The organism is Streptomyces lavendofoliae (genome assembly GCF_014649735.1).
GTDB classification, from domain to species: Bacteria; Actinomycetota; Actinomycetes; order Streptomycetales; family Streptomycetaceae; genus Streptomyces; species Streptomyces lavendofoliae.
Window position 1 is genome coordinate 431,678 of record NZ_BMTP01000001.1, and the last position, 24,971, is coordinate 456,648.

A 24,971-nucleotide genomic window follows, 5' to 3' on the forward strand; every position below is an offset into this window, starting at 1 on the left:
GTACCTACGACTTCAATGTCCGTACCGGAGCCCTTTCCCACATGACGAGCAGCACCGAGACCACCGCCACCACCCCGCAGGTTGCGGTCAACGACATCGGTAACGAGGAAGCTTTCCTCGCCGCGATCGACGAGACGATCAAGTACTTCAACGACGGCGACATCGTCGACGGCGTCATCGTGAAGGTCGACCGGGACGAGGTCCTGCTCGACATCGGTTACAAGACCGAAGGTGTCATCCCGAGCCGCGAGCTCTCGATCAAGCACGACGTCGACCCGAACGAGGTCGTCAAGGTCGGCGACGAGATCGAGGCCCTTGTTCTCCAGAAGGAGGACAAGGAAGGCCGCCTGATCCTCTCGAAGAAGCGCGCCCAGTACGAGCGTGCCTGGGGCACCATCGAGAAGATCAAGGAAGAGGACGGCATCGTCACCGGCACCGTCATCGAGGTCGTCAAGGGTGGTCTCATCCTCGACATCGGCCTCCGTGGCTTCCTGCCGGCCTCCCTCGTCGAGATGCGCCGTGTCCGCGACCTCCAGCCCTACGTGGGCAAGGAGCTCGAGGCGAAGATCATCGAGCTGGACAAGAACCGCAACAACGTGGTCCTGTCCCGCCGCGCCTGGCTCGAGCAGACCCAGTCCGAGGTTCGCCAGACGTTCCTCACGACCCTGCAGAAGGGTCAGGTCCGCTCCGGCGTCGTCTCCTCGATCGTCAACTTCGGTGCGTTCGTCGACCTGGGCGGCGTGGACGGTCTGGTCCACGTCTCCGAGCTGTCCTGGAAGCACATCGACCACCCGTCCGAGGTTGTCGAGGTCGGCCAGGAAGTCACCGTCGAGGTGCTCGACGTGGACATGGACCGCGAGCGTGTCTCCCTGTCGCTGAAGGCGACGCAGGAGGACCCGTGGCAGCAGTTCGCCCGCACGCACCAGATCGGTCAGGTCGTCCCGGGTAAGGTCACCAAGCTGGTTCCGTTCGGTGCGTTCGTCCGCGTGGACGAGGGCATCGAGGGTCTGGTCCACATCTCCGAGCTGGCCGAGCGCCACGTAGAGATCCCGGAGCAGGTCGTCCAGGTCAACGACGAGATCTTCGTCAAGGTCATCGACATCGACCTCGAGCGTCGCCGCATCAGCCTCTCGCTGAAGCAGGCCAACGAGTCCTTCGGTGCCGACCCGGCCTCGGTCGAGTTCGACCCGACCCTGTACGGCATGGCCGCGTCGTACGACGACCAGGGGAACTACATCTACCCCGAGGGCTTCGACCCCGAGACCAACGACTGGCTCGAGGGCTACGAGACCCAGCGCGAGGCGTGGGAGACCCAGTACGCCGAGGCGCAGCAGCGCTTCGAGCAGCACCAGGCCCAGGTCATCAAGTCCCGCGAGGCCGACGAGGCCGCCGCTGCCGAGGGTGGCGCCGCCGCCGCCGCGGCCGGTGCCCCGGCGGGCGTCTCGGGTGGTTCGTACTCCTCGGAGTCGGACGACAACTCCGGCGCCCTGGCGTCGGACGAGGCCCTGGCCGCCCTGCGCGAGAAGCTGGCCGGCGGCCAGAGCTGAATCCCGGCTCATCGCTGAGCGGCAACGGCTGAGCGGTAACGGCTGAACATCGAGGCCCGTCCCCGGAAGGGGGCGGGCCTCGGTCGTGTTCCCGGAAGGGACTCCCGCCGCCGTGGAGCCGGCCTCCCGTTCCCGTGGAGCGCAGGCCGGAAACGAGCCCTCCGGGGGAATGCCTGTACACCGAGTGACGTTCTTCCCTAGGAACACGAGGAGGAGCGGTAATCGTGCTTGATCCGCAGGATTTGTACGCATGGGACCCCAAGGGCCTGGCCGTCGTCGACGTGGCGCTGGCGCAGGAGTCGGCGGGCCTCGTCATGCTTTACCACTTCGACGGATACATCGACGCGGGTGAGACCGGCGAGCAGATCGTCGACAGCCTGCTGGAGACGCTGCCCCACCAGGTGGTCGCCCGTTTCGACCACGACCGCCTCGTGGACTACCGGGCACGCCGTCCGCTGCTCACCTTCCGGCGCGACCGCTGGACGGGGTACGAGACCCCGGCCATCGAGGTCCGCCTCGTGCAGGACGCCACCGGGGCGCCCTTCCTGCTGTTGTCGGGTCCCGAGCCCGATGTGGAGTGGGAGCGGTTCGCGGCGGCCGTACGGCAGATCGTCGAGCGGCTCGGCGTACGGCTTTCGGTCAACTTCCACGGCATCCCCATGGGCGTCCCCCACACCCGGCCCGTCGGCCTCACGCCGCACGGCAACCGCACCGACCTGATGCCGGGGCACCGCAGCCCGTTCGACGAGGCGCAGGTGCCCGGCAGCGCCGAGGCGCTGGTGGAGTACCGCCTGATGGAGGCCGGGCACGACGTCCTCGGCGTCGCCGCCCACGTCCCGCACTACGTCGCCCGGTCGGCCTACCCGGACGCGGCGCTGACCGCCGTGGAGGCCATCACCGCGGCTACCGGTCTGGTCCTGCCCGGCATCGCCCACACGCTGCGCACGCAGGCCCAGCGCACCCAGACGGAGATCGAGCGCCAGATCGGCGAGGGCGACGAGGAGCTGACCGCGCTGGTGCAGGGCCTTGAGCACCAGTACGACGCGATGGCCGGGGCCGAGACGCGCGGCAGCCTGGTCGCCGAACCGGTCGAGCTGCCGTCCGCCGACGAGCTGGGCCGGGAGTTCGAGCGGTTCCTCGCCGAGCGGGAGGGCGACCTCTAGGCGCCGCCCGGCAGCGCCTAGGCTTCGGTGCATGCTGAAGGTTGGGTTGACCGGCGGAATCGGCGCCGGGAAGAGCGAGGTGTCGCGGCTCCTGGCGTCCTACGGGGCGGTCCTCGTCGACGCCGACAAGATCGCCCGCGAGGTCGTCGAGCCCGGAACACCCGGGCTCGCGGCCGTCGTGGCGGCGTTCGGCCCGGACGTCCTCACGGCCGACGGGACCCTGGACCGCCCCAAGCTGGGCTCGATCGTGTTCTCCGACCCCGCGTCGCTGGCCACGCTCAACGGGATCGTCCACCCCTTGGTGGGCGCCCGCTCGGCGGAACTCGAAGCGGCGGCGGGCCCCGGGGCGGTCGTCGTCCACGACGTACCGCTGCTCACGGAGAACGGCCTGGCGCCGCTGTACGACCTGGTCGTGGTCGTCGACGCGTCGGAGGAGACCCGGCTGGACCGGCTCGTACGGCTGCGCGGGATGACCGAGGCGGAGGCCCGCGCGCGCATGGCCGCGCAGGCGACCGGGGAGCAGCGGCGGGCCGTGGCCGACCTGGTCATCGACAACGACGGCCCGCTGGAGGCCCTGGAGCCCCAGGTGCGCGCCGTCTGGGACCGGTTGACCGAACGGGCCGCCGCCGGTCCGGGGACCGCCCCGGAGGCGTGACGGCGCCGGTACGCGGGGGCGCGGCGCCGGATGCCGGGCGGGCGGGGACGGCGCGCGGATACCGTGCGGGGACGCCGTGCGCCGACGCCGTGGCCGGTGGCCGGTGGAATACGGGCCCGGCCGCACATGTTGAACCGCCGGAGCGAGGGAAGGATCCGAGCGTGCCCGAGACCAACCCCGAGACCCACGTCATCGACTACCGCGCGGCGGAGCAGCTGCTCGCGGCCCGGGACCCGCGCGGGGCCGTCAAGCTCCTCGATTCCGTGATCGCGGCCCACCCCGAGAACACCGCCGCCCGCCTGCTGCGCGCCCGGGCGTTCTTCGCGGCCGCCCAGCTGCGGCCCGCCGAGCTGGAATTCGAGCTGGTGCTGGAGCGCGAGCCGGACAACGCGTTCGCGCACTTCGCGCTGGCCCGCACGTTCCAGCGATCGGGCCGCCCCGAGCAGGCGAAACGCCACTTCCGTCTCGCGGCCGCGCTGGACCCCAAGCCGGAGTACCTGGAGGCGGCGCGCTTCCCGGTGGACTTCCCGGCCGACATGCCGCCCGAGGAGTGACCGGCCCGCGCCGCGCCGGGGACTGCCCCGCCCACCGGGCCGTAGTCCGCCGGGCGGCGCCCCGCAGGCGCCGCTAGCGTCCACCCGGGCGTCCGTCGCCCGGATCGTACGGGGGTACGTCGGGACCCGGCTGGTAGTGCGGGCCCTGGCGGATGTGGCGCCGTACGGCCATGAGGTCGACCACGACGACCACGGCCAGCAGCCCGCAGGCCGCCGCCCAGCCGGGACGGCCGGCCAGGGCGAAGGCCGCGGTTCCGGCGCCCGCCCAGATCAGCCCCCACACGCCCAGCCAGAAGCGGATCCGCAGGGGGCTGCGGGCCGTTCTCGGTTCACTGCCGGTACGCACGCGCATGATGATCGCTCTCCCGCACGGCGAGTACCCGCCCGGCACCGATCGATCCCGGCCATGGTGGAGCGGGCGGGAACGGGCTGGCGCGGTCGCCCGTTCAGCAGCACATGAGCCGACGGACGCGTGACGGACACAAGGGATCCGGACCGGGCGCCATCTCCCCGGACGGCTGCGCGGTCGACCTGTACAGCAGGCTCGTCGCGGGCGCAGAGCCCGACGTCGTCGCCGCCGCGTTGCCGGCGCACGCGACCCTGCTCGAGCTGGGCAGCGGGGCGGGCCGGCTGACCCGGCCGCTGGCCGAGCGGGGCCTGGTGGTGACCGCCGTGGACGAGTCGGCCGAGATGCTGGCACGGGTCCGCGAGCGGGTCCCGGGCATCAGGACCGTGCAGAGCCCCATCGAGACCCTGGACCTGGAGGAGCGGTTCGACGCCGTGCTGCTCGCGTCGTTCCTGGTCCACACGGGCGACCGCCGGGTGCGCGACGGGCTGCTCGCGGCCTGCCGGCGGCACATCGGGGAGGACGGCTGCGTGCTGATCCAGCGGGAGGGCCTCGACTGGCACACCCGGGTGCCCCGCGAGCGCGAGGACCCCTCCGGCTGCACGGTGCGGATCGTCTCGGCGGAGCCGGTCGGGGACGGGGTCAACTCCGTGGTCTGCGAGTACGTCTTCCCGGACGCCCGCTGGACGCAGACCTTCCTGTCGCGGCCGCTCACGAAGGAAGCCTTCGAGGGCTGCCTGTCCGCGGCCGGGCTGGCCGTCGACGCGTACCTGACCGACGACGGGACATGGGTACGGGCGCGGCCGGAACGCCGGTGACAAAACCCGGACCCCGCGCGGCCGGCGAAATGCCGGCCCCGCCGCCGGAACACCGATGAGTTCCGGACGGCCCGCCGGTCAACCTCCACGACAGCGACGCACCGCTCGGGCAACGCCCGCAGGAGGAGACCGGCATGACCGACATCACCGCCACCGGCACGACGACCCCCGCCACCGCCACCGGCACGGCGACCCCCGCCGCGGGGGCCGCCGGCGGCGCGGCCCCCTCCCGCCGCGCCGACATCGGCGCATGGGCCCTGCAGATCGTCCTCGCCCTCTTCTTCGCGATCCCGAGCGCCGGGCCCAAGCTGGTCGGGCACTCCTCGGCGGCGGCGTCCTTCGACGCGATCGGTGCCGGCGACTGGCTCATGTACCTGGTGGGCGTCCTGGAGCTGGCCGGTGCCGTCGCACTGGTGGTCCCCGCCCTCTCCGGGGTGGCGGCACTCGCCCTGACCGGCCTGATGGCAGGCGCTCTCGTCACCCAGCTCGCCTTCCTGGACGGGCGGTTCTGGTTCACGCCGGTGATCTTCGCGGTGCTGCTGGGCGTCGTGGCCCGCACCCGCCGGGACCGTACCGCCGCACTGCTGCGCCGGGTTCGCGGCCGGGTGTGAGCCGGCACACGAGTGGCGCGGGGCCCTTTACCCCGGCCGGGGCGGCACGGTACGAGAGGTGCACACGACGAAGGGACCCCGATGCGACCGGTGTGCATGACCAGGCAGGGCGCGGTACGCGGTGACATCTCGGCCGACGGGACCGCCTCGTTCCTCGGCATCCCGTACGCCGCCCCGCCGTTCGGCCCTCTGCGCTTCCGGCCTCCGGCCCCACCGCGCGCGTGGCGCGGGACCCGGGACGCGACGGCCTACGGGCCCACCCCGCCGAAGGCGCCCTACGCGCCGCCGTTCGACGCCCTCCTCCCGGAGACCACGATCCCGGGGGAGGACTGCCTCAACCTCAACGTGTGGACGCCGTCCCCGGGCCCCGGCGACCGGCTGCCGGTCATGGTGTGGCTGTACGGCGGGGCGTTCGCCAACGGGACGGCGTCGACGTCCGCGTACGACGGCAGCGCCTTCGCGCGCGACGGCGTCGTCTTCGTCTCGCTCAACTACCGCATCGGGACGGACGGGTTCCTCCACCTCGACGGTGTCCCGGACAACCGGGGCCTGCTCGACCAGGTGGCCGGGCTGGAATGGGTCCGGGACAACATCGCGAACTTCGGCGGCGACCCGGACCGGGTCACCCTCTTCGGTGAGTCCGCCGGGGCCATGAGCATCGGCGTACTGCTGGCGGACGCGCGTGCGCGCGGCCTGTTCCACCGGGCGATACTCCAGAGCGGGGCGGCGCACCACTTCCTCCGCCCCGCGTCGGCCCGCCGGATCACCGCCCGCATGGCCGAGAAGCTCGCGGTCGCGCCGGAGGCCGACGCCTTCGCCGCCGTCCCGCTCGACCGCCTCCTCGCCGCCCAGGCGGAGCTGCGCGGCGAGATCGGCGCCCGCCCGGACCCGGCCGTCTGGGGTGAGGCGGCACTCAACGCCATGCCGTTCGAGCCGGTGACCGAGGGGTTGGCCCTGCCCGACCCGGACAGCGGTGTCGACCTGCTGGTCGGCAGCAACCGCGAGGAGTACCGGCTCTTCCTCGTCCCCACCGGACGGCTGCACCTGCTGCCGGAGGCGAAGCTCCGGGCCACCGCCGAGGCGTACGGTCTGGACCCGGACGAGGCCCTGCCCGTCTACCGGGACGCGCGGCCCGGCGCCGGGCCCGGGGAGCTCTTCGACGCGTTGGTGACCGACTGGTTCTACCGGATCCCGGCGATCCGGCTGGCGGAGTCGGTGCCCGGTTCGTACGTGTACGAGTTCGCGCGGCGCTCCTCGGCCTACGACGGGCAGCTCGGGGCCTGCCACGCCGGTGAGCTGGCCTATGTCTTCGACCGGCTCGACGACCCCGGGTACGCGCCGGTGATCGGCGAGGACCCGGCCCAGGCGGTGGCGGACGCGATGCACGGGGCATGGGTGGCGTTCGCGGAGACCGGCGACCCGGGGTGGCCCGCCTACGACCGCGGCGACCGCACCACGATGATCTTCGACGACGTCCTGCCGGGCCCGGTCGACGACCCGCGCGGGGCCGAGCGAGCCCTGTGGGAGGGCGTGCGCTGACCGCGCGCGAGCGGTCGCCGGAGCCGATTGTCAGACCCCCGCCGTAAGGTCGTAGATCCAGGACACGACCAGCGTGAGGGAGGTGACCGGCCCATGCCGCAGCGGCCGCCGCACGCCTTCGCCGCCGTCTTCCTCCCCGCCGCGCTGCCGCGCGAGGGCCGGGTCGCCTTCTGGTCCCCCGACGGCGCGCCTCTGCCGCTGCCGGCCGGAGCGGACACCGGGCCCCCGCCCCTCCCGGCGGGGGCGGGCGGCCCCGCGTCGCCGGGCGGGACCGGCCACGACACCGTCACGGTGGTGCGGGCGCACGGCAGCGGGGTGCGCGGCGAGGCCGTGCCGGCGCTGCTGCTGCCCGTCGCCGACGCCCTGCCGGTCCTGGTCGCCGCGCGGCACGCCCCGGACGCCCATCCCGCGGCGGCCTGCTGGGGCGCCGCCGCCCTGCACGCCCTCCATCTGGCCGGCCGGGGCCGGCTGCTGCCGGGTCTCACGGCCGGCGACCTGGACGCCTGGCGGGCCGGACCGCTGGACGCGGACGACATCGCCCATCTGCGCGCGGTCGCCGCCGCGATGCCCCACGAGGCCCACGCCGTGCCCGTGGCCGGCGTGCGTCCGCTCCGGCTGCCCGAGCCCGAGGCCCTGGTGCGGGCCTTCCTCGACGCGGTCGCCGACACCCTGCCCCGCACACCGGCCGCCGCGCACGCCGCCGGGGCGCCGTTCGCGGCCCGCGCCCCGCAGCACCTGCCCCGCGCGCGTGCCTGGGCCGCCGAGGCGGCGGCGGGCATGGACGCCGGTGTGCGCGTCTCGCTGCGCCTCGACCTGTCCGGCTACGAGCTGTTCGACACCGTCGTGGAGGGCGGCGGCGAGCGGGAGGCCGCCGCCGCGCTGCTCCAGGTTCACAGCCTCGCCGATCCCACTCTGGTCGTCGACGCCGCCGCGCTGTGGGCGGGGGAGGCCCCCGAGCACTTCGGGCCGCGCGCCAGGATCGACGCCGTACTGGCGCTGCGGCGGGCGGCCCGCGTCTGGGCACCGCTCGCCCGCCTGCTGGAGCGCGACGTCCCCGACGTGCTGTCCCTCACCGAGGACGAGCTGTACGAGCTGCTCGGCCCGGCGGCGGCACGGCTCGGCGCGGCCGGTGTCACCGTGCACTGGCCCAGGGAGCTGGCGCGGTCGCTCACCGCCGCAGCGGTCGTCCGGCCCGCGCCCGGCTCGGCGACCGACGGCACGGCGTTCTTCGACAGCGAGGAGCTGCTGAGGTTCGACTGGCAGCTGGCGCTGGACGGCGACCCGCTGACCGAGCGCGAGATGGACGCCCTGGCCGAGGCGCACCGCCCCGTCGTGCGGCTGCGCGACCAGTGGGTGGTCGTCGACCCCGCGCTCGTGCGCAAGGCGCGCAAGCGGGAACTGGGCCTGCTCCAGCCGGTCGACGCGCTGGCCGTGGCGCTCGGCGGCACCGCCGAGGTGGACGGCGAGACGGTCGAGGCGGTGCCCACCGGAGCGCTCGCGGCGCTGCGCGACCGGCTGGTGGCGGGCCCCGGCACCACCGGCCCGCCACCGGGCCTCCACGCCACCCTGCGCGACTACCAGCTGCGCGGCCTGGCCTGGCTGGACCTGATGACGTCCCTGGGCCTCGGCGGCTGCCTCGCCGACGACATGGGCCTCGGCAAGACCGTCACCCTCATCGCCCTCCACCTGCGCCGCGCCCGCCGGGCCCCCACCCTCGTCGTCTGCCCCGCCTCCCTGCTGGGCAACTGGCAGCGCGAGATCGCCCGCTTCGCCCCCGGCGTGCCGGTGCGCCGCTTCCACGGCACGGACCGCACCCTGGACGGCCTCGACGGCGGCTTCGTGATCACCACGTACGGCACGATGCGCACCAGCGCCGAGCAACTGGCCGCCCGCGAGTGGGGCATGGTGGTCGCCGACGAGGCCCAGCACGTCAAGAACCCGTTCTCGGCGACCGCCAAGGCCCTGCGCACCATCCCCGCGCCCGCGCGCGTCGCCCTCACCGGCACCCCCGTCGAGAACAACCTCTCCGAGCTGTGGGCGCTGCTCGACTGGACCACACCCGGCCTCCTCGGCCCCCTCAAGGCGTTCCGCTCGCGCCACGCGCGCGCCGTCGAGAACGCCGACCAGATCGAGAACGACGAGGCGGTCGAGCGCCTCGCCCGGCTCGTCCGCCCCTTCCTGCTGCGCCGCAAGAAGTCCGACCCGGGCATCGTGCCCGAGCTGCCGCCCAAGACGGAGTCCGACCATCCGGTCCCCCTCACCCGCGAACAGGCGTCGCTGTACGAGGCGGTGGTGCGCGAGACGATGGCGCGGATCGAGGGTGCGGAGGGCATCGCCCGCCGCGGCCTGGTGATGAAGCTGCTGACGTCCCTGAAGCAGATCTGCAACCACCCCGCCCAGTTCCTGAAGGAGGAGCCGGCCCGGCTGGCGGGCCGCTCCGGCAAGCTCGCACTGCTCGACGAACTCCTCGACACGATCCTGGCCGAGGAGGGCTCCGTGCTGGTCTTCACCCAGTACGTGGCCATGGCCCGGCTGCTCACCGCGCACCTGGCGGCCCGCGCGGTCCCTTCCCAACTGCTGCACGGCGGGACACCGGTGCCGGAGCGGGAGCGCATGGTGGACCGGTTCCAGTCCGGCGAGGTCCCGGTGTTCGTCCTGTCGCTCAAGGCCGCCGGCACCGGCCTCAACCTCACCCGGGCCGGCCACGTCGTGCACTACGACCGCTGGTGGAACCCGGCCGTCGAGGAACAGGCCACCGACCGGGCGTACCGCATCGGGCAGACCCAGCCCGTCCAGGTGCACCGGCTGATCGCCGAGGGGACGGTGGAGGACCGTATCGCGGAGATGCTGCTGGCCAAGCGCGCGCTCGCCGACGCCGTCCTGGGATCCGGGGAGGCCGCCCTGACCGAGCTGACCGACCGCGAGCTGGCCGACCTCGTCTCCCTGCGGAGGCTGTCATGAGCCCGCACCGCCCCGGCCCGCGCCCCGGCGCCCGGCGAACCCCGCTGCACGACGACCGTCGCCGCACGTTCCCGCAGCTCGCCCCCGCGCGGGGTACCGACGGGAAGTTCGCCGCCACCTGGTGGGGCAACGCCTGGGTGGAAGCCCTGGAGGACACCGCCCTGGACCCGGCGCGCCTGGCCCGCGGGCGGGCGTACGCCACCACGGGGCACGTCGACGCGATCACCGTGACACCGGGCCGGGTCACGGCCTACGTGCACGGCAGCCGCCCCCGCCCGTACCGCACGGAGATCCGGCTGCGCGTCCTCGGCGACGACGACTGGGAGCGCTTCCTGGACGCCGCGGCCGCCCGCCCCGACCACATCGCCGCCCTGCTCGACAAGGACGTGCCGCACGCCCTGGCGGCGGCGGTCGACCTGCTGCCCGGCCCCGGCGACCTGATCCCGGACTGCTCCTGCCCCGACCACGGCTACCCCTGCAAGCACGCCGCCGCCCTCTGCTACCAGGCGGCCCGGCTCCTCGACGAGGACCCGTTCGTGCTGTTCCTGATGCGCGGCCGGGGGGAACAGGAGATCCTGGCGGCGCTCAGCCACCGCAACGCCGCCCACGAGGCGGCCGAGGCCGGCGCCGCGCCGCCGCCCATGCCCACCGTCCCCGCGGGCGAGGCCGTCACCGCCGTGCCCGCCGCCGCCCTGCCGCCCCCGCTGCCGGCCCCCGACCGGCCCGGCCGGCCGCCGCTCTACCCGGAGGACCCGGACGCCCCCGATCCGCTGGCCCTGGAGATGCTGGCCACCGAGGCGGCGGCCCGCGCGCACACCCTCCTGACCACCGGAGAGGACCCGGTCGCCGCCCTCACCCCCTGGCAGGACGCCGTCCGGCTGGCGGCCGCCCACCCCGGCTCGGGCCTCACCGCCTCCACCCGCGCCCTGTACCGCGACCTCGCCGCCGCCCTGGACCGCAGCCCCGGCGACCTGGCCCGCGCCGTCGCCGCCTGGCGCCAGGGCGGACCGGCGGGACTCGCCGTCCTGGAGGAGCCCTGGGACCCCCCGGCCGGCCCCTTCGACCGGGCCCGGCCCGCCCTGATCGCCGCCGACCTGCCCCACTTCCGCCCCTGGCGCAACCGCCTCTCCAGCCGCTCACTGCAACTGCGGTACGGCCGCGACGGCCTCTGGTACGGGTACGAATCGGACCCCGACCGGGAGGACTGGTGGCCGAGGGGCACCCCGGACGCCGATCCGGTCGGCGCGCTCACCGACCTGCTGGAGAGCTGACGGACGCGTTGCCCCGCCCGGGGACAACAGGTGCAGAGCATGTGAGGGTTCGAATGAGCCACCACTCGATGGGGTGAATGGCGGATGCGTCATAACCCGGCCTGGTTGTAAGGCGTTAATTCCGGTGCGGGCAAGTGCCCGTGAAAGTCTCCGGAAGGCAGGAAGCCATGAGGCACACTCGCCGAAATGGTCTGGTCACACTGATGGCCACGGGCGGCGCGCTCGCTCTGGCGGCGGGATATGCGCACGCCGACTCCGACGCGGCCGGCGCGACGGCCGAATCGCCGGGGGTGATCTCCGGCAACGCCATCCAGCTGCCGGTGAACCTCCCGGTCAACATCTGCGGTAACACCGTCAACGTGGTCGGGCTGCTCAACCCCGCGGCCGGCAACACGTGCCAGAACAAGGGCGGCGGTCACCAGCACAAGGACCGTCCCGGCACCTCGCACGGCGGCCACGGAAGCACCAACGGCGGCAAGGGCGGCAACGGCGGCGGCGCTTCGGCGGACGGCGCCGCGGTGAAGTCACCCGGCGTGATCTCCGGCAACGGCATCCAGCTGCCCATCGACCTGCCGGTCAACGCCAGCGGCAACTCCATCAACCTGGTGGGCATCCTCAACCCCACGTTCGGCAACGAGTCGAGCAACGGCGGCGGCAAGCCGCCCGTCACGCCGCAGAAGCCGCCGAAGGGCAACGAGCCCGTCGCACCGCCCGAGAGCGACGAGCCCGACGCGCCCGACGCGCCGGCCCCGGTGCCCGCGCCGGCCGACGAGGCCCCCGCCCCGCTGCCGCAGACCAGCTCGACGTCGCTGGCCGCGACCGGTTCCGGCACCGGCCTCATCGGCGTGGGCGTGCCCGCCGCCATGGGCCTCATGCTCGGCGGAGGGCTCCTGTACCGCCGCTTCCGCCCCGCGGCCGACCGGGCCTGACCGACCGCCCGGAGGTCACCGCCGCCAGGCGGCCAGCACCGACTCGATGACCGGTGCCACGCGGGTACGCGCCTGGCGGCGGGGGACACCGCGCATCAACAGCGCGTCGTACTCGCTGTCGAGGTGCCGGACCGACGCCCGCACCGCCGCCGTGACCGCGCCCTCGTCCAGTGCCCGCCCCGCCGCCGTGCGCCCGACCCTGCCGCTTCCGCGCTCCCCGGCGTGCGCCGCGATCCCGGCCGCCCGCTCCGGCGGGCAGCCGGGGAACAGGCGCAGGATCTCGGCGGCCAGCGCGGACCGGAACCGTACGTCCTCGGCGGCCCGCCGCTCCGCGTCCCGGGCCCGCCGCCGGGCCCGCGCCTCGGCGTCGGCCAGGCACGCCGACTCCGCCCGCGCGAGGGCGGCCTCCTCCACGAGGATGCCCTGGCGCTCGTAGCGCGTACGGCGCCGGTTGTGGCGTACCACCACCGCCCACAGCCCGCTGGCCTCCCGGGCCCGGCGGGTCAGCGCCGCGTCGCCACGCGGCAGGTAGACCAGGTGGCCGAGGTCGGCGCAGTCCAGACAGAGGGGCGCGTGGAACTCCAGGACGAGCCGGGGGAGGGGCCCGCCGCGGCACTCCGCGCAGTGGCGGCGCTTGAGCGGCACGATCACCACCAGCGGCGCCGGCACCCCTTGGCCCGCCATCTCAGCGCACGCCCGGTGCCGCGGCCTCGGTGAACGAGGCGAGCGCCGCCACGTCCGCCTCCGGGCGCCGCTCCCGCTCCGCCTCGTCCCGCGCCTCGTGCATGCGGTGCGTCACCTCGAAGGCCCGGCCGCCGTTGCGCCGGTACCAGCGGGCGTTTCGCGCACGCCGGTACTCGTCGACGGCGTCCGCGAAGGCGCTGTACGTCGAAATCCGTTCCCGGCGCAGCTGTTCGGCCCCGGTCAGGGCGGCGGCGCGCTGTACCGCCCGGCCCTGCGAAAGGTGCGTGACGACCGCGCCGAGCAGGGTGCCGATCACCGTGAGGACCGTCGTCTCCATCGATCCGTACTCCCGAAAATCGTTCGAGCGGGGCGCGCCGGTACTGCTTCAATTCCCCCGTGGCAACGACACGACTCAATCAGATCATCGCCGTCGAGAAGGGCGTCAAGGCCAAGGCGCAGCAGGACCTGGCCGCTGCGCAGCACGGGCTGCAGAAGCCCGCGCTCCTCGCCGGGATCGCCCGGACGTACCAGCCGAAGGACGAGGAGGGGGAGCAGCTGCCGCCCGAGTCCACCCTCGTGCAGGTCAAGGCCGAGGACGTGCTGCGGGACACGGCGAAGACGCTGACGAGGCTGTTCGACGTCACCGCCACCAAGGACTGGGCGAACTGCGAGGCCCGCGCGGACGTCGTCGTCGACGGGCGCGTACTGGTGGCCGGCGCGCCGGTCGCGTATCTCCTCTTCCTGGAGAAGCAGTTGGCGGACATGGCCGGCTTCCTCCGTAAGCTGCCAGTGCTCGACGCCGCCGAGTCCTGGAGCCAGGACCCGTCGACCGACGCCTGGAAGACGGAGCCGGTACGGACGGTGCGCACCAAGAAGGTGCCGCGCAATCATGTGAAGGCCGAGGCGACGGACAAGCACCCGGCCCAGGTCGAGGTGTACTACGAGGACGTGCCCGTCGGGTACTGGACCACCGTCAAGTTCTCCGGAGCGCTGCCCGCGCGGCGTGTCAACGAGCTGCTGGAGCGGGTGGACAAGCTCCAGCAGGCGGTGAAGTTCGCCCGCGAGGAGGCGAACAGCGCGGAGGTCACCGACCAGCGCGTCGGCGACGCCGTGTTCGGCTACCTGTTCGGGTAGCCCGCGCCCGGCACAGCGGCACACCCACTGGACTCCCCGGCCGTACGCACCGTAGGGCCGGGGTGCGCGAGGAGCGCAAAGCTGAAGCTGAAGCTTGTCGTGACGGAGCGGTTCCCCGTGAGGGGCCGCCCTCAGACTCAGACTATTGCTCCAGACTCAGCATTCGCCGCTCATCGCCGGAACGACCGGGCCCGGAACCCGGTGCGCCGAAATGCCGGTTCGACTCCGGCCCGCGCAGCTCGATGCGCGGTCGTCCAAAGGCAGGACGCGGCGACATGAGATTCATCCGGGTCCCACCGCGCCGGCGTGTGATGTGAGCGGTGACCACAGGGCTCGGGGGCCGGCTACGCCCCCGGGCCCGCTCCCGTTTCCGGGGCCAGGACCCCCGGGTGATGCAGCCGGGTCGTCGGCGCTATTGGCGGTAGCCGCTCAGGAAGCGGCCGATCCGGCTGATGGCCGCGTCGAGGTCGTCGGCGTGGGGGAGCGTCAGGATGCGGAAGTGGTCCGGGCGGGGCCAGTTGAAGCCCGTGCCCTGGACGACCTGGATCTTCTCGCGCAGCAGCAGGTCCAGCACGAACTTCTCGTCGTCGTGGATGCGGTGCACCTTCGGGTCGAGGCGGGGGAAGGCGTACAGCGCGCCCTTGGGTTTGACGCACGAGACACCGGGGATGGCGTTGAGCTTCTCCCAGGCCCTGTCGCGCTGCTCGTGGAGGCGACCGCCCGGGGCGGTCAGCTCGTGGATGGACTGGCGGCCGCCGAGGGCGGCCTGGATGGCGTACTGGGCCGGCGCGTTGGGGCACAGGCGCATGGAGGCGAGCATGGTGAGCCCTTCCAGGTAGTCGCGCGCGTGCTGCCTGGGGCCGGTGACGACCAGCCAGCCGGAACGGAAGCCGGCGACGCGGTACGTCTTGGACAGCCCGGAGAAGGTCAGGACGACCAGGTCGGGGGCGAGGGAGGCGGCGGTGTGGTGGACGGCGCCGTCGTACAGGATCTGGTCGTAGATCTCGTCGGCGAAGACCATCAGCTGGTGGCGGCGGGCGAGGTCGAGGATGCCCTCGACGATCTCACGGGGGTAGACCGCCCCCGTGGGGTTGTTGGGGTTGATGATGACGACGGCCCTGGTGCGGTCGGTGATCCTGGAGGCCATGTCGTCCAGGTCCGGGTACCAGTCGGCGGACTCGTCGCACAGGTAGTGGACGGGCCGTCCGCCGGCGAGGGTGGTGACGGCGGTCCACAGGGGGAAGTCGGGGGCGGGGATCAGGACTTCGTCGCCGTCCTCCAGGAGGGCCTGGACGGCCATGGATACCAGTTCGGAGACGCCGTTGCCGAGGAAGACGTCGTCCACGTCGACATCGGGGAGGCCGAGGGCCTGGTAGCGCTGGGCCACGGCGCGGCGGGCCGAGAGGACGCCCTTGGAGTCGGTGTAGCCGTGGGCCCGGGGCAGCATCCGGATCATGTCCTGGACGATCTCCTCGGGAGCCTCGAAGCCGAAGAGCGCCGGGTTGCCCGTGTTCAGGCGCAGCACGCTGTGACCCGCCTCCTCCAATGCGTTGGCGTGCTCGATCACGGGGCCGCGGATCTCGTAGCAGACCTCACTGAGCTTGCTCGACTGCCGGAACTCCATAGCGCGCGACCTCCCAGAAGTGGTGTTGCTTGGTTTTACCAAGTAAGAGCTTGGAAAGTCCAACAAGTTGTCTAGACTGCGTCGCATGCCACGTCGACGAAGCTACGACCAGTTCTGCGCCGCCACCCGTGCCCTGGACGCCGTCGGGGATCGCTGGACCCTGCTGATCGTGCGCGAACTGCTCGCCGGTCCGCGCCGTTACACCGATCTGCACGCCGATCTGCCGGGTGTCAGCACGGACATGCTCGCCTCGCGGCTGAAGGACATGGAGCGCGACGACCTGGTGACCCGTCGCCGCCTCCCGCCGCCCGCCTCGGCGCACGTGTACGAACTGACGGACCGGGGGAGGGGCTTGCTCCCCGTGCTGCGCGCCCTGGCGGCCTGGGGGCTCCCGGCTCTGGAGGCGCCCCGCCCCACGGACGCGGTGCGGGCGCACTGGTTCGCCATCCCGCTGTTGACCGCCCTGGATGCGGCGGCGACCGGACCGGGGGTGGTCGAGGTCCGGCTCGACGAGGGCACGTTCCACGCGCGCGTGGGCGGTGACGGCGGCGCGGCGGAGTACGCCGACGGCCCCGCCGCCCCGGAGCCGGACCTGCGGCTGCGGATGGACGCGGCCACGTGCCTGGCCGTGGCGCGCGGAGCGTTTTCGGTCGCGGAGGGCGTGGCCACCGGGCGGGTCGAGGTCGTCGGCGCGGTCGGGGACGCCTTCGCGGCCGGGCTGGGCGGCGGGAGTGCCGTCACGTCCGGGGCGGCGTAGCGGCCGGGGCGGCGGGCGTCGGCGGCGCCATGTCGCCAGGACGCGGCCGGCGGGGGAGCGGGGGCGCTGTCATGGCGGACCGTCACGGGGCGAGCGGTGACACGGCCCGCAGCGACGCCGACGAGCCACGCCGCCCGCCGCTCGCGGCGCGGGCCCCGCGGCCCCGGGTCAGCGGGACGGCCCGACGAGGTGGGCGCCCGGCCCAGGCGCCGTGGAGGAACGGGTGCGGAGGCCCAGGCGGCGGCCGGCGCCCACGACGGCGCCGTTGTCGACGAAGCGTCGAGGCGGCCGTGGGCGCCGGCGCGGAGGTCGACCCGCCCCGTCCTCGGGCAGCATGGGGGCGTGAAGTTCGAACCGATCACCTGGGAACGCCTGACCGACGCCGTCGCCGCCCACGTGGACGGCCTGGCTCCGGCCGACGGGGGGTCGTGGCTCAAGGTGGCCGTCGACGGCGCGCCCGCCGCCCGTCCCGAGGGGCCGGCCGGGCTGCTGGCCGAGGCCCTCAGGCTGCGCGGCCGGGCGGTGGCGGCCGTCGGGACGGGCGGGTTCCTGCGGCCGGCGTCGCTGCGGTACGAGTACGGCAAGGAGGACCCCGACACGTACTACAGCGGCTGGTTCGACACCGGCGCGCTGTGGCGGGAGGTCTTCGGCCCGCTGGAGCCGGGCGGCAGCGGGAAGGTGCTGCCCGACCTGTGGGACCCGGTCACCGACCGGGCGACCCGCAGTCCGTACCGGACGCTGGCCCCCGGCGGGGTCCTGGTGCTGCACGGCCCCTTACTGCTCGGCCACTGGTTCCCCTTCGACCTGACGGTCCACCTGCGTCTGTCGCCCGGAGCGCTGGCCCGCCGCACGGACCAGCCGTGGACGCTCCCGGCCTTCCGGCGGTACGAGGCCGAGGTCGCCCCGGCCGAGGCCGCCGACGTCGTCGTCCGCGCCGACGACCCCCGCCACCCCGCCTGGACGGGCCTGCCCTGACCGGGGCCCCGTACCCGCCCCGGCCCCCTGCCCGCGTCAGCTTGCCGGCGGGCGGCCGCCCAGCACCGTGACGGCCACCGCGCCGGCGCGGCACCCGGCTTCCGCCGCCGCGACCGGGCCGGCGCCGGACAGGCGGGCCGCCAGGAAGGCGCCGGTGAACGCGTCCCCCGCCCCGGTCGAGTCGACCGCCCGGACCGCGGGGGCCGCGACCCGCGCGACGACCCGCCCCGCCTCGGCCACCAGGGCGCCCGCCGCGCCGGTCGTCACCGCCACCAGCGGGAACCGGCGGCTCAGCGCCGCCGCGGCCTCTTCCGGACCGACCAGGCCCGTCAGCAGCGCGGCCTCGCCTGCGTTGGGCAGGAAGACGTCCGCGCCGGCGACCGAGGCCAGGAACGGAGCCACGCCCAGCTCGCCCACGAACCCCGCCGACGCGGGGTCCACGCTCACCGGCACGCCCCGCTCACGCGCTGTCGCCAGGGCCAGCCGCGCCGTCTCGCGGCTGACCCCGGCGAAGAAGAGGTACCCGGACAGATGAAGGTGGGACACACCGTCCAGCAGGGTTGGCGACCAGTCGCCAGGCGCGAGCCGGAACGCCGCGCCGCTGTCCGTGAGGAACGTCCGCTCGGCCGCCGCGTCGACCAGGACGACCACCGTCGCGGTCGGCGCGCCCGCGTCCCGTACCAACGACGGCCGCACCCCCGCGAGCCGCAGCCTCTCCTCGTGCCAGGCCGCCCGGTCGTCGGTGCCCACCCGCCCCAGGAGCCGCACGTCGGCGCAGCCCGCACGCGCCGCCCAGCACGCCACGTTCGCGCCCGCGCCGCCCGGCAGCGTCCGGATCTCGGCGGCCGTGTCCGTGGCCGGGGCGAGCGGGGCGCGGTGCCGGGCCACCACGTCGGTGACCACGTCCCCGACGACCAGCAGCGCGCCGCTCACAGCGCGGCCGCGACCCGCGCCGCCAGCCGCACGTTGCCGCGCACCGCCGCGAGGTTGGCCTCCAGGGACGCCCCGCCGGTGTGCCGCATCAGGTACTCCAGCAGGAACGGCGTCACGGCCTGCCCGGTGATCCCCCGCTCCCGGCACTCGGCCAGCGCCCGCGCGAGGACCCGGTCGTGCAGTCCGGGGTCCAGCTGTTCCCGCTCCGGTACGGGGTTGGCGACGACCAGCGCCGCCTCCGGGCCGCCCAGCGCGTCCTGCGCCCGTATCACCGCCGCCACCTCCTCGGGCGAGCTCACCGTCCAGTCGACCGGTTCACCGGAGGAGGTCAGGTAGAAGCCGGGGAAGTGCTCCGTCGCGTACCCGAGGACGCCCACGCCCAGCGTCTCCAGCCGCTGGAGCGTCGCCGGCACGTCGAGGATCGACTTGACCCCCGCGCACACCACCGCGATCCGGGTCCGCGCCAGCAGCCGGAGGTCGGCCGACTCGTCCTGGGCCCGGGCCCACTCACGATGGACCCCGCCCAGCCCGCCGGTCGCGAAGACCCGGATGCCGGCCCGCGCCGCGAGGAACGCGGTGGCGGACACGGTGGTGGCGCCGCTCGCCCCGGCGGCCAGGGCGGGCGCCAGATCGCGGTGACCCAGCTTCCGTACGCCGGGACCGGCCGCGATCCGCTCCACCTGGTCCTTGTCCAGGCCCACCCGCGCCACCCCGTCCAGCACGGCGATCGTGGCCGGAACGGCCCCACCGGCCCGTACGAGGTCCTCCAACTCCCTTGCCACCGCGAGGTTCCGGGGGCGGGGCAGGCCGTGCGCGATGATCGTCGACTCCAGGGCGACGACCGGCCGGCGCTCGGCCAGCGCCTCCCGCACCTCTTCCGACAGCGTCACTGTGGTCTCCGGCATGTCCCATCCCTGGCGCGGCGGAGGCCCGTGCAAACGTCCGGACGGCTTTTCGCCCACGCCACCGCTCCGCACCCGTGCCCGGGGCACCACCCGGCACACCGCCCCTGCCCCGGCGCGCACGGGCGCGCCACGCCGGTGCCGGGTCAGCCGGTCGTGTCCGGGGACTTCCGCCGGAGGAGGAGGAGGACGGCCGGCGGGATCAGCAGCAGCGCGCCCACCGCGTTCAGCCGGCCGTAGCCCGCCTGGGCGACGATCAGGCCGGCGCCCGCGCCGCCCAGGCCCGCCGCCGTGTTCATGGTCAGGTCCGACAGGCCCTGCACCGCCGCCCGGGCGGCCTGCGGCACGGAGTCGGTCAGCAGCGCGGACCCCGAGACCAGTCCCGCCGACCATCCCAGGCCCAGCACGAACAGTCCCGCCGCGGTGCGGCCGTGACTGGCCCCGGCGGTACCGGCCAGGAGCGCGGCGAGCGCCAGCAGACCCACCGTCAGACCGATCACGGACAACCTCCCGAGCCGGTCCGACAGCCAGCCCATCACGGGCGAGAAGGCGTACATGCCCGCGATGTGACCGCTGATGACCAGCCCGATCAGGGTGATGTCCGCTCCGTGGTGGCTCAGTGCCACCGGGGTCATCGACATGATCGAGACCATCGCGGTGTGCGAGACCGCCACGGTGACCAGTGCCAGCCGGGCCCGCGGCGACTCGCGTACCGCCCGGACGCCCGCCCGCAGTGACCGGCCCTCGGGCCCGGTGGCCTCCTCGGTGCCTTCCGCCAGTGCCCTCGCGGTCAGCAGCGGATCGGGCCGCAGCAGGACCGCGACCGTCGCCGCCGACACGAGGAACACCCCGGCCGCCCAGAAGAACGGGCCGGCCGCCGCCGGTATCCCCAGGCCCACCACGCTCCGCCCGGCGGGCGCGGCGATGTTGGGGCCCAGCACCGCCCCGATGGTCGTCGCCCACACCACGGTGGAGATGGCTCGCGCGCGCCGCTCCGGCTCCGCCAGGTCCGCCGCCGCGAAGCGGGCCTGCAGATTGGCCGACGACCCGGCCCCGAACGCCGCCATGCCGGCCAGCAGCAGGGGAAAGCTCCCGAGGACCGCGGCCAGCACCACGACACCCGCGCCCGCCGCGCCGACCAGGTACGCCAGCACCAGGCCGGGCCGCCGCCCGCGGGAGGACATCAGCGCGGCCAGCGGCATCGACAGCAGCGCGGTCCCGGCGACCATCGCGGTCGGTGCGAGCCCGGACAGTGCTTCCGTGCCGCTCACCTCCTGCGCGAGGACGGAGGCGAGGGCGATCCCGGTCGCCACCCCCAGCCCGCCCAGGATCTGCGTGGCGATCAGGACGGCCGTGACCCGCCGCCGCAGGGCGGGCAGCCCGGCGGCCGTGACGGCCCCCCGGCGCACGGCCGGCGAGCCGGTGTCCGGGGCGACGGTCCGTACCCGGTCCGGCGGCTCGGGTATGTCGGGGTCTGTAGTCACCGCAGCAGTGTGCCTTCCTTACCGGATCAGAACAGGGGCTGAGGGAGCACCCCCTCCAGCGCCAGCAGCCGGCGCTTGGTCTCCAGCCCGCCGCCGAACCCGCCGATCCCCCCGCCGCTCTCCACCACCCGGTGGCACGGCACGACGACCGGCAGCGGGTTGGCGCCCATCGCCGCACCCACCGCCTGTGCCGCCCCCGGCTGCCCCACCCGGCCGGCCAGCTCCCCGTACCCCACCACCGAGCCGTACGGCACGCCGGACGCCAGCTCGCGCAGCACCTGCCGGTTGAACCCGGCCGTCAGCGACCAGTCCAGACGCAGCCGGAACTCCCGCAGCGTCCCCGCGAAGTACGCCTCCAGCATGCGTATCGGCTCGGCCAGCCGCCCCGTCGAGCACTCGACGAGCTCCGCGCCGAGCTGCCCGCGCAGCCGGTCCAGCGCCCGGTCGCGCACCGCGTCGTCGGCATGGAAGAACACGCTCACCAGCCCCTCGCCCGTCGCGGCGAGCATCAGCGGGCCGATGCCGCTGCCGACGACGGCCCACTCCACGCGGTGCCCGTTGTTCTCCATGCGGACCACGGTACGACCGGGCACTGACAACGCCGCCCGTCCGGGGCCGCCTCCCCCTGGGCGGCCGGGGCGGGGCGGCCGGAACGCGGACACCGCCGACGCGTGGCGTGACCGGAACACTTCTGTCGACAAATCCACCTGTGAATGTTTGCTCCACCGCGGAAGCGCCATAGCCTCGCACCCGTACCAGCCGGTACACATGGCAGCACCGGCGCCGCGGCACGCGCGCGAGACATCCGGACGACGGGGCACCAAGAGTGAAGGGCGTACGGGATGCAGGGCACGGTCGACGGTTTCAGCCACGGCTTCGTCACACCTCTGGCCGCCTTCCTGATGGCGTGCCTCGGGGGTGCCCTGGGACTGCGCTGCACCACCCGGTCCCTGCGGAAACACGGCGCCCCCAGGCTCGGCTGGCTCGCGCTCGGCGCCACCGCCATCGGCTCGGGCATCTGGACCATGCACTTCATCGCGATGCTCGGCTTCACCGTCAGGGAGACGCCGATCGGCTACGACCCCGCCACCACCTTCGCCGGCCTGGCCGTGGCGATCGTGATGGTCGGCATCGGCATCTTCATCGTCGGGTACCGGGGCGCCACCGCGCTGGCCCTGGTCACCGGCGGCACCATCACCGGCCTCGGCATCGCCACCATGCACTACCTCGGCATGGCCGGAATGCGACTGGCGGGCGAGCTCCGGTACGACACCCCCACCGTCACCCTCTCCGTCGTGATCGCGGTCGTGGCGGCCACCTCCGCCCTGTGGGCCGCCGTCTCGATCCACGGGTTCCTGCCCAGCCTCGGCGGCAGCGTCGGCATGGGCGTCGCGGTCACCGGGATGCACTACACCGGCATGGCCGCCGTCAGCGTGCACCTGCACGGCGACGGCGCCACGCCGGCCGGCGGCGACGCCGCGAGCTCGCTCCTCGCCCCGATGCTCATCGGCCCGGCGGTGTTCCTGCTGCTCGCCGGGGTCATGGTGATGATCGACCCGCTGCTGGTGACGGGGGACGGCGACCGGCGGCGGCCCGCCCTCGCGGCGCCCCGCACCGCCGTGTCCGCCGGGTGGGAGAGCCCTCCCTACGGCGCGGCGGCCGGGCGTCCGCCGTTCCGCGGGCTCCGCCGCCGGGAGCGCGCCGAGGGCCGCTGACGGCCGCTGACGGGCCCGCCGGCGCCCGCCGGAACCGCGCGATCGGGGCCGGGCACGGCGCTCGGCCCCCCGACTGTCGGTGCCGGGTCGTACGGTGGTTGCATGCGGCCCGTTTCCAAGATCGAACGCTCGGTGGCGCCCTTCGAGGTCGTCAGCCCCTTCCAGCCCAGCGGCGACCAGCCGGCGGCCATCGCCGACCTGGCCCGTCGTATCGGCGCGGGCGAGAAGGACGTCGTCCTGCTCGGCGCGACCGGCACCGGCAAGTCGGCGACGACCGCCTGGATGATTGAGAAGCTCCAGCGCCCCACCCTCGTGATGGCGCCGAACAAGACCCTGGCCGCCCAGCTGGCCAACGAGTTCCGCGAGCTCCTGCCGAACAACGCCGTCGAGTACTTCGTCTCGTACTACGACTACTACCAGCCCGAGGCGTACGTCCCCCAGTCGGACACCTACATCGAGAAGGACTCCTCGATCAACGAGGAGGTCGAGCGGCTGCGCCACTCCGCCACGAACTCGCTCCTGACCCGCCGGGACGTGGTCGTGGTGGCCTCCGTCTCCTGCATCTACGGCCTCGGCACGCCCCAGGAGTACGTGGACCGGATGGTCCCCCTCAAGGTCGGCGAGGAGATCGACCGGGACCAGCTGCTGCGCCGTTTCGTCGACATCCAGTACACCCGCAACGACCTGGCCTTCACCCGTGGCACCTTCCGGGTGCGCGGCGACACCATCGAGATCTTCCCGGTGTACGAGGAGCTCGCCGTCCGGATCGAGATGTTCGGCGACGAGATCGAGGCGCTGTCCACGCTCCACCCGCTCACCGGCGAGATCATCAGTGACGACCGAGAGCTCTACGTCTTCCCGGCCAGCCACTACGTGGCGGGACCCGAGCGCATGGAGAAGGCGGTCAACGGCATCGAGCGGGAACTCGAACAGCGCTTGGCCGAGCTGGAGAAGCAGGGCAAGCTGCTGGAGGCCCAGCGGCTGCGGATGCGGACCACGTACGACATCGAGATGATGCGCCAGATCGGCTCCTGCTCCGGTATCGAGAACTACTCGATGCACTTCGACGACCGGGAGCCGGGCTCCCCGCCCAACACCCTCCTCGACTACTTCCCCGAGGACTTCCTGCTCGTCATCGACGAGTCCCACGTCACCGTGCCGCAGATCGGCGCCATGTACGAGGGCGACGCCTCCCGCAAGCGCACCCTCGTCGACCACGGCTTCCGGCTGCCGTCCGCGCTGGACAACCGGCCGCTGAAGTGGGAGGAGTTCCAGGAGCGGATCGGCCAGACCGTCTACCTGTCGGCGACGCCCGGACAGTACGAGCTCTCCCGCTCCGACGGCTTCGTCGAGCAGATCATCCGACCCACCGGCCTCGTCGACCCGGAGGTGGTCGTCAAGCCCACCGAGGGCCAGATCGACGACCTGGTCCACGAGATCCGCCTGCGCACCGAGCGGGACGAGCGGGTGCTGGTCACCACCCTGACCAAGAAGATGGCCGAGGACCTCACCGACTACTTCCTGGAGCTGGGCATCCAGGTCCGCTACCTGCACAGCGACGTCGACACCCTGCGCCGCATCGAGCTGCTGCGGGAGCTGAGGGCCGGCGAGTACGACGTCCTGGTCGGCATCAACCTGCTCCGCGAGGGCCTCGACCTCCCCGAGGTGTCCCTCGTGGCCATCCTCGACGCCGACAAGCAGGGCTTCCTCCGCTCGGGCACGTCGCTGATCCAGACCATCGGCCGTGCGGCGCGCAATGTCTCCGGCCAGGTCCACATGTACGCGGACACCATCACCCCCGCCATGGCGAAGGCCATCGACGAGACCAACCGCCGCCGCGAGAAGCAGGTCGCGTACAACAAGGCCCATGGCATCGACCCGCAGCCGCTGCGGAAGAAGATCAACGACATCGTCGCGACCATCGCGCGCGAGGAGGTCGACACCGAGCAACTGCTCGGCACGGGCTACCGCCAGGCCAAGGACGGCAAGGGGGCCAAGGCGCCCGTTCCGTCGCTCGGCAAGGCGACCCGGACCGGCGCCAAGGCGGGCGCGGCGGCTGGGAAGGGCGCGCTGGTCAGCGACCGTCCGGCGGCCGAACTGACGGGCATCATCGAGGAGATGACCGAGCGGATGCGCGCGGCCGCTGCCGAATTGCAGTTCGAGGTGGCGGCACGGTTGCGCGACGAGGTCGGCGAGTTGAAGAAGGAGCTGCGGCAGATGAAGGAGGCGGGCATCGCCTGACACCGGGGCACCACTGTGTTGCAACACCGCCACAAAAGGCGACCTGGGCTGCTGTCGCCCCGCGGTCGCTGCGTAGGGTGCTGCCAACCGCACTCTTCAGACGGTCGCGGGGGTAGGCAACGAGAGGG

23 protein-coding genes are annotated in these 24,971 nt (G+C 73.8%); 15 read left to right on the top strand and 8 right to left on the bottom strand.

The window, feature by feature from the left end; translation table 11 throughout:
* The first annotated feature begins 41 nt into the window (after nt 1-41).
* The 4 genes from rpsA (at nt 42) to IE109_RS01955 (ending at nt 3,919) form a co-directional block, all read left to right on the top strand.
* A complete protein-coding gene (gene rpsA, locus IE109_RS01940; protein ID WP_126888935.1) occupies nt 42-1,547 on the top strand; it encodes a 30S ribosomal protein S1 in 1,506 nt (501 codons plus the stop codon).
* 224 nt (nt 1,548-1,771) lie between these two features.
* Nucleotides 1,772-2,710 carry a PAC2 family protein gene (locus IE109_RS01945; protein WP_189548629.1) on the top strand — a complete coding sequence of 313 codons (939 nt, stop codon included), beginning with the start codon at nt 1,772-1,774 and terminating at the stop codon, nt 2,708-2,710.
* Between the two features lie 31 nt (nt 2,711-2,741).
* Nucleotides 2,742-3,365, top strand: a complete 624-nt coding sequence (gene coaE, locus IE109_RS01950; RefSeq protein ID WP_189548630.1) for a dephospho-CoA kinase — start codon at nt 2,742-2,744, stop codon at nt 3,363-3,365.
* A 161-nt stretch (nt 3,366-3,526) separates the two neighbouring features.
* On the top strand, nt 3,527-3,919 hold the full coding sequence (locus tag IE109_RS01955) for a tetratricopeptide repeat protein (protein ID WP_189548631.1): 393 nt from the start codon (nt 3,527-3,529) through the stop codon (nt 3,917-3,919).
* 73 nt (nt 3,920-3,992) lie between these two features.
* Here the strand turns inward: IE109_RS01955 and IE109_RS01960 are convergent, their stop codons facing one another.
* Nucleotides 3,993-4,271: a DUF6343 family protein gene (locus tag IE109_RS01960; protein WP_229890447.1), complete on the bottom strand. Its 279-nt coding sequence runs from the start codon at nt 4,269-4,271 to the stop codon at nt 3,993-3,995.
* A gap of 104 nt (nt 4,272-4,375) precedes the next feature.
* On the opposite strand from IE109_RS01960, the gene IE109_RS01965 reads away from it, so the two are divergent.
* The 6 genes from IE109_RS01965 (at nt 4,376) to IE109_RS01990 (ending at nt 12,394) form a co-directional block, all read left to right on the top strand.
* Nucleotides 4,376-5,083, top strand: coding sequence for a class I SAM-dependent methyltransferase (locus IE109_RS01965; protein ID WP_189548633.1), 708 nt, complete (start codon nt 4,376-4,378; stop codon nt 5,081-5,083).
* A 134-nt stretch (nt 5,084-5,217) separates the two neighbouring features.
* The gene (locus tag IE109_RS01970) at nt 5,218-5,694 is read left to right on the top strand and encodes a DoxX family protein (protein ID WP_189548634.1); all 477 of its coding nucleotides are present in this window, start codon (nt 5,218-5,220) and stop codon (nt 5,692-5,694) included.
* A gap of 96 nt (nt 5,695-5,790) precedes the next feature.
* Nucleotides 5,791-7,233 carry a carboxylesterase/lipase family protein gene (locus tag IE109_RS01975; protein ID WP_229890449.1) on the top strand — a complete coding sequence of 481 codons (1,443 nt, stop codon included), beginning with the start codon at nt 5,791-5,793 and terminating at the stop codon, nt 7,231-7,233.
* Nucleotides 7,234-7,326: 93 nt separating this feature from the next.
* Complete coding sequence (locus IE109_RS01980; RefSeq protein ID WP_189548636.1) at nt 7,327-10,194, top strand: SCO1167/SCO6262 family helicase; 2,868 nt, start codon at nt 7,327-7,329, stop codon at nt 10,192-10,194.
* Nucleotides 10,191-11,465 carry an SWIM zinc finger family protein gene (locus tag IE109_RS01985; protein ID WP_189548637.1) on the top strand — a complete coding sequence of 425 codons (1,275 nt, stop codon included), beginning with the start codon at nt 10,191-10,193 and terminating at the stop codon, nt 11,463-11,465. Before IE109_RS01980 ends, IE109_RS01985 begins: the two co-directional genes overlap by 4 nt.
* Nucleotides 11,466-11,632: 167 nt before the next feature.
* Nucleotides 11,633-12,394 (top strand): chaplin, encoded by a 762-nt coding sequence (locus IE109_RS01990; protein ID WP_189548638.1) that lies wholly within the window; start codon nt 11,633-11,635, stop codon nt 12,392-12,394.
* Nucleotides 12,395-12,409: 15 nt separating this feature from the next.
* Here IE109_RS01990 and IE109_RS01995 read toward each other — a convergent pair whose 3' ends face one another.
* Both IE109_RS01995 and IE109_RS02000 read right to left on the bottom strand, forming a co-directional pair.
* Complete coding sequence (locus IE109_RS01995) at nt 12,410-13,078, bottom strand: DUF2293 domain-containing protein (RefSeq protein ID WP_189548639.1); 669 nt, start codon at nt 13,076-13,078, stop codon at nt 12,410-12,412.
* Nucleotide 13,079: 1 nt separating this feature from the next.
* The gene (locus tag IE109_RS02000; RefSeq protein WP_189548640.1) at nt 13,080-13,415 is read right to left on the bottom strand and encodes a hypothetical protein; all 336 of its coding nucleotides are present in this window, start codon (nt 13,413-13,415) and stop codon (nt 13,080-13,082) included.
* 59 nt (nt 13,416-13,474) lie between these two features.
* Between IE109_RS02000 and IE109_RS02005 the strand changes: the two genes are divergently transcribed.
* The gene (locus IE109_RS02005) at nt 13,475-14,212 is read left to right on the top strand and encodes a DUF7873 family protein (protein WP_189548641.1); all 738 of its coding nucleotides are present in this window, start codon (nt 13,475-13,477) and stop codon (nt 14,210-14,212) included.
* A gap of 412 nt (nt 14,213-14,624) precedes the next feature.
* Here the strand turns inward: IE109_RS02005 and IE109_RS02010 are convergent, their stop codons facing one another.
* Nucleotides 14,625-15,836 (bottom strand): pyridoxal phosphate-dependent aminotransferase, encoded by a 1,212-nt coding sequence (locus IE109_RS02010; RefSeq protein ID WP_189548642.1) that lies wholly within the window; start codon nt 15,834-15,836, stop codon nt 14,625-14,627.
* 85 nt (nt 15,837-15,921) lie between these two features.
* On the opposite strand from IE109_RS02010, the gene IE109_RS02015 reads away from it, so the two are divergent.
* Both IE109_RS02015 and IE109_RS02020 read left to right on the top strand, forming a co-directional pair.
* The gene (locus IE109_RS02015; protein ID WP_189548643.1) at nt 15,922-16,593 is read left to right on the top strand and encodes a winged helix-turn-helix transcriptional regulator; all 672 of its coding nucleotides are present in this window, start codon (nt 15,922-15,924) and stop codon (nt 16,591-16,593) included.
* Nucleotides 16,594-16,935: 342 nt separating this feature from the next.
* Nucleotides 16,936-17,568 (top strand): nucleoside/nucleotide kinase family protein, encoded by a 633-nt coding sequence (locus IE109_RS02020; protein ID WP_189548644.1) that lies wholly within the window; start codon nt 16,936-16,938, stop codon nt 17,566-17,568.
* 36 nt (nt 17,569-17,604) lie between these two features.
* Here the strand turns inward: IE109_RS02020 and IE109_RS02025 are convergent, their stop codons facing one another.
* The 4 genes from IE109_RS02025 to IE109_RS02040 all read right to left on the bottom strand — a co-directional run bounded on the left by IE109_RS02025 (nt 17,605) and on the right by IE109_RS02040 (nt 21,456).
* Complete coding sequence (locus tag IE109_RS02025; RefSeq protein WP_189548645.1) at nt 17,605-18,501, bottom strand: carbohydrate kinase family protein; 897 nt, start codon at nt 18,499-18,501, stop codon at nt 17,605-17,607.
* Nucleotides 18,498-19,406, bottom strand: a complete 909-nt coding sequence (locus IE109_RS02030; protein WP_189548646.1) for a pseudouridine-5'-phosphate glycosidase — start codon at nt 19,404-19,406, stop codon at nt 18,498-18,500. The genes IE109_RS02025 and IE109_RS02030 overlap by 4 nt, the downstream gene beginning before the upstream one ends.
* A gap of 143 nt (nt 19,407-19,549) precedes the next feature.
* A complete protein-coding gene (locus tag IE109_RS02035; protein WP_229890486.1) occupies nt 19,550-20,812 on the bottom strand; it encodes an MFS transporter in 1,263 nt (420 codons plus the stop codon).
* A 101-nt stretch (nt 20,813-20,913) separates the two neighbouring features.
* Complete coding sequence (locus tag IE109_RS02040) at nt 20,914-21,456, bottom strand: methylated-DNA--[protein]-cysteine S-methyltransferase (protein WP_189548647.1); 543 nt, start codon at nt 21,454-21,456, stop codon at nt 20,914-20,916.
* 273 nt (nt 21,457-21,729) lie between these two features.
* On the opposite strand from IE109_RS02040, the gene IE109_RS02045 reads away from it, so the two are divergent.
* Nucleotides 21,730-22,602, top strand: coding sequence for an MHYT domain-containing protein (locus tag IE109_RS02045; RefSeq protein ID WP_189548648.1), 873 nt, complete (start codon nt 21,730-21,732; stop codon nt 22,600-22,602).
* 102 nt (nt 22,603-22,704) lie between these two features.
* Nucleotides 22,705-24,843, top strand: coding sequence for an excinuclease ABC subunit UvrB (gene uvrB, locus IE109_RS02050; protein WP_189548649.1), 2,139 nt, complete (start codon nt 22,705-22,707; stop codon nt 24,841-24,843).
* Nucleotides 24,844-24,971 lie beyond the last annotated feature (128 nt).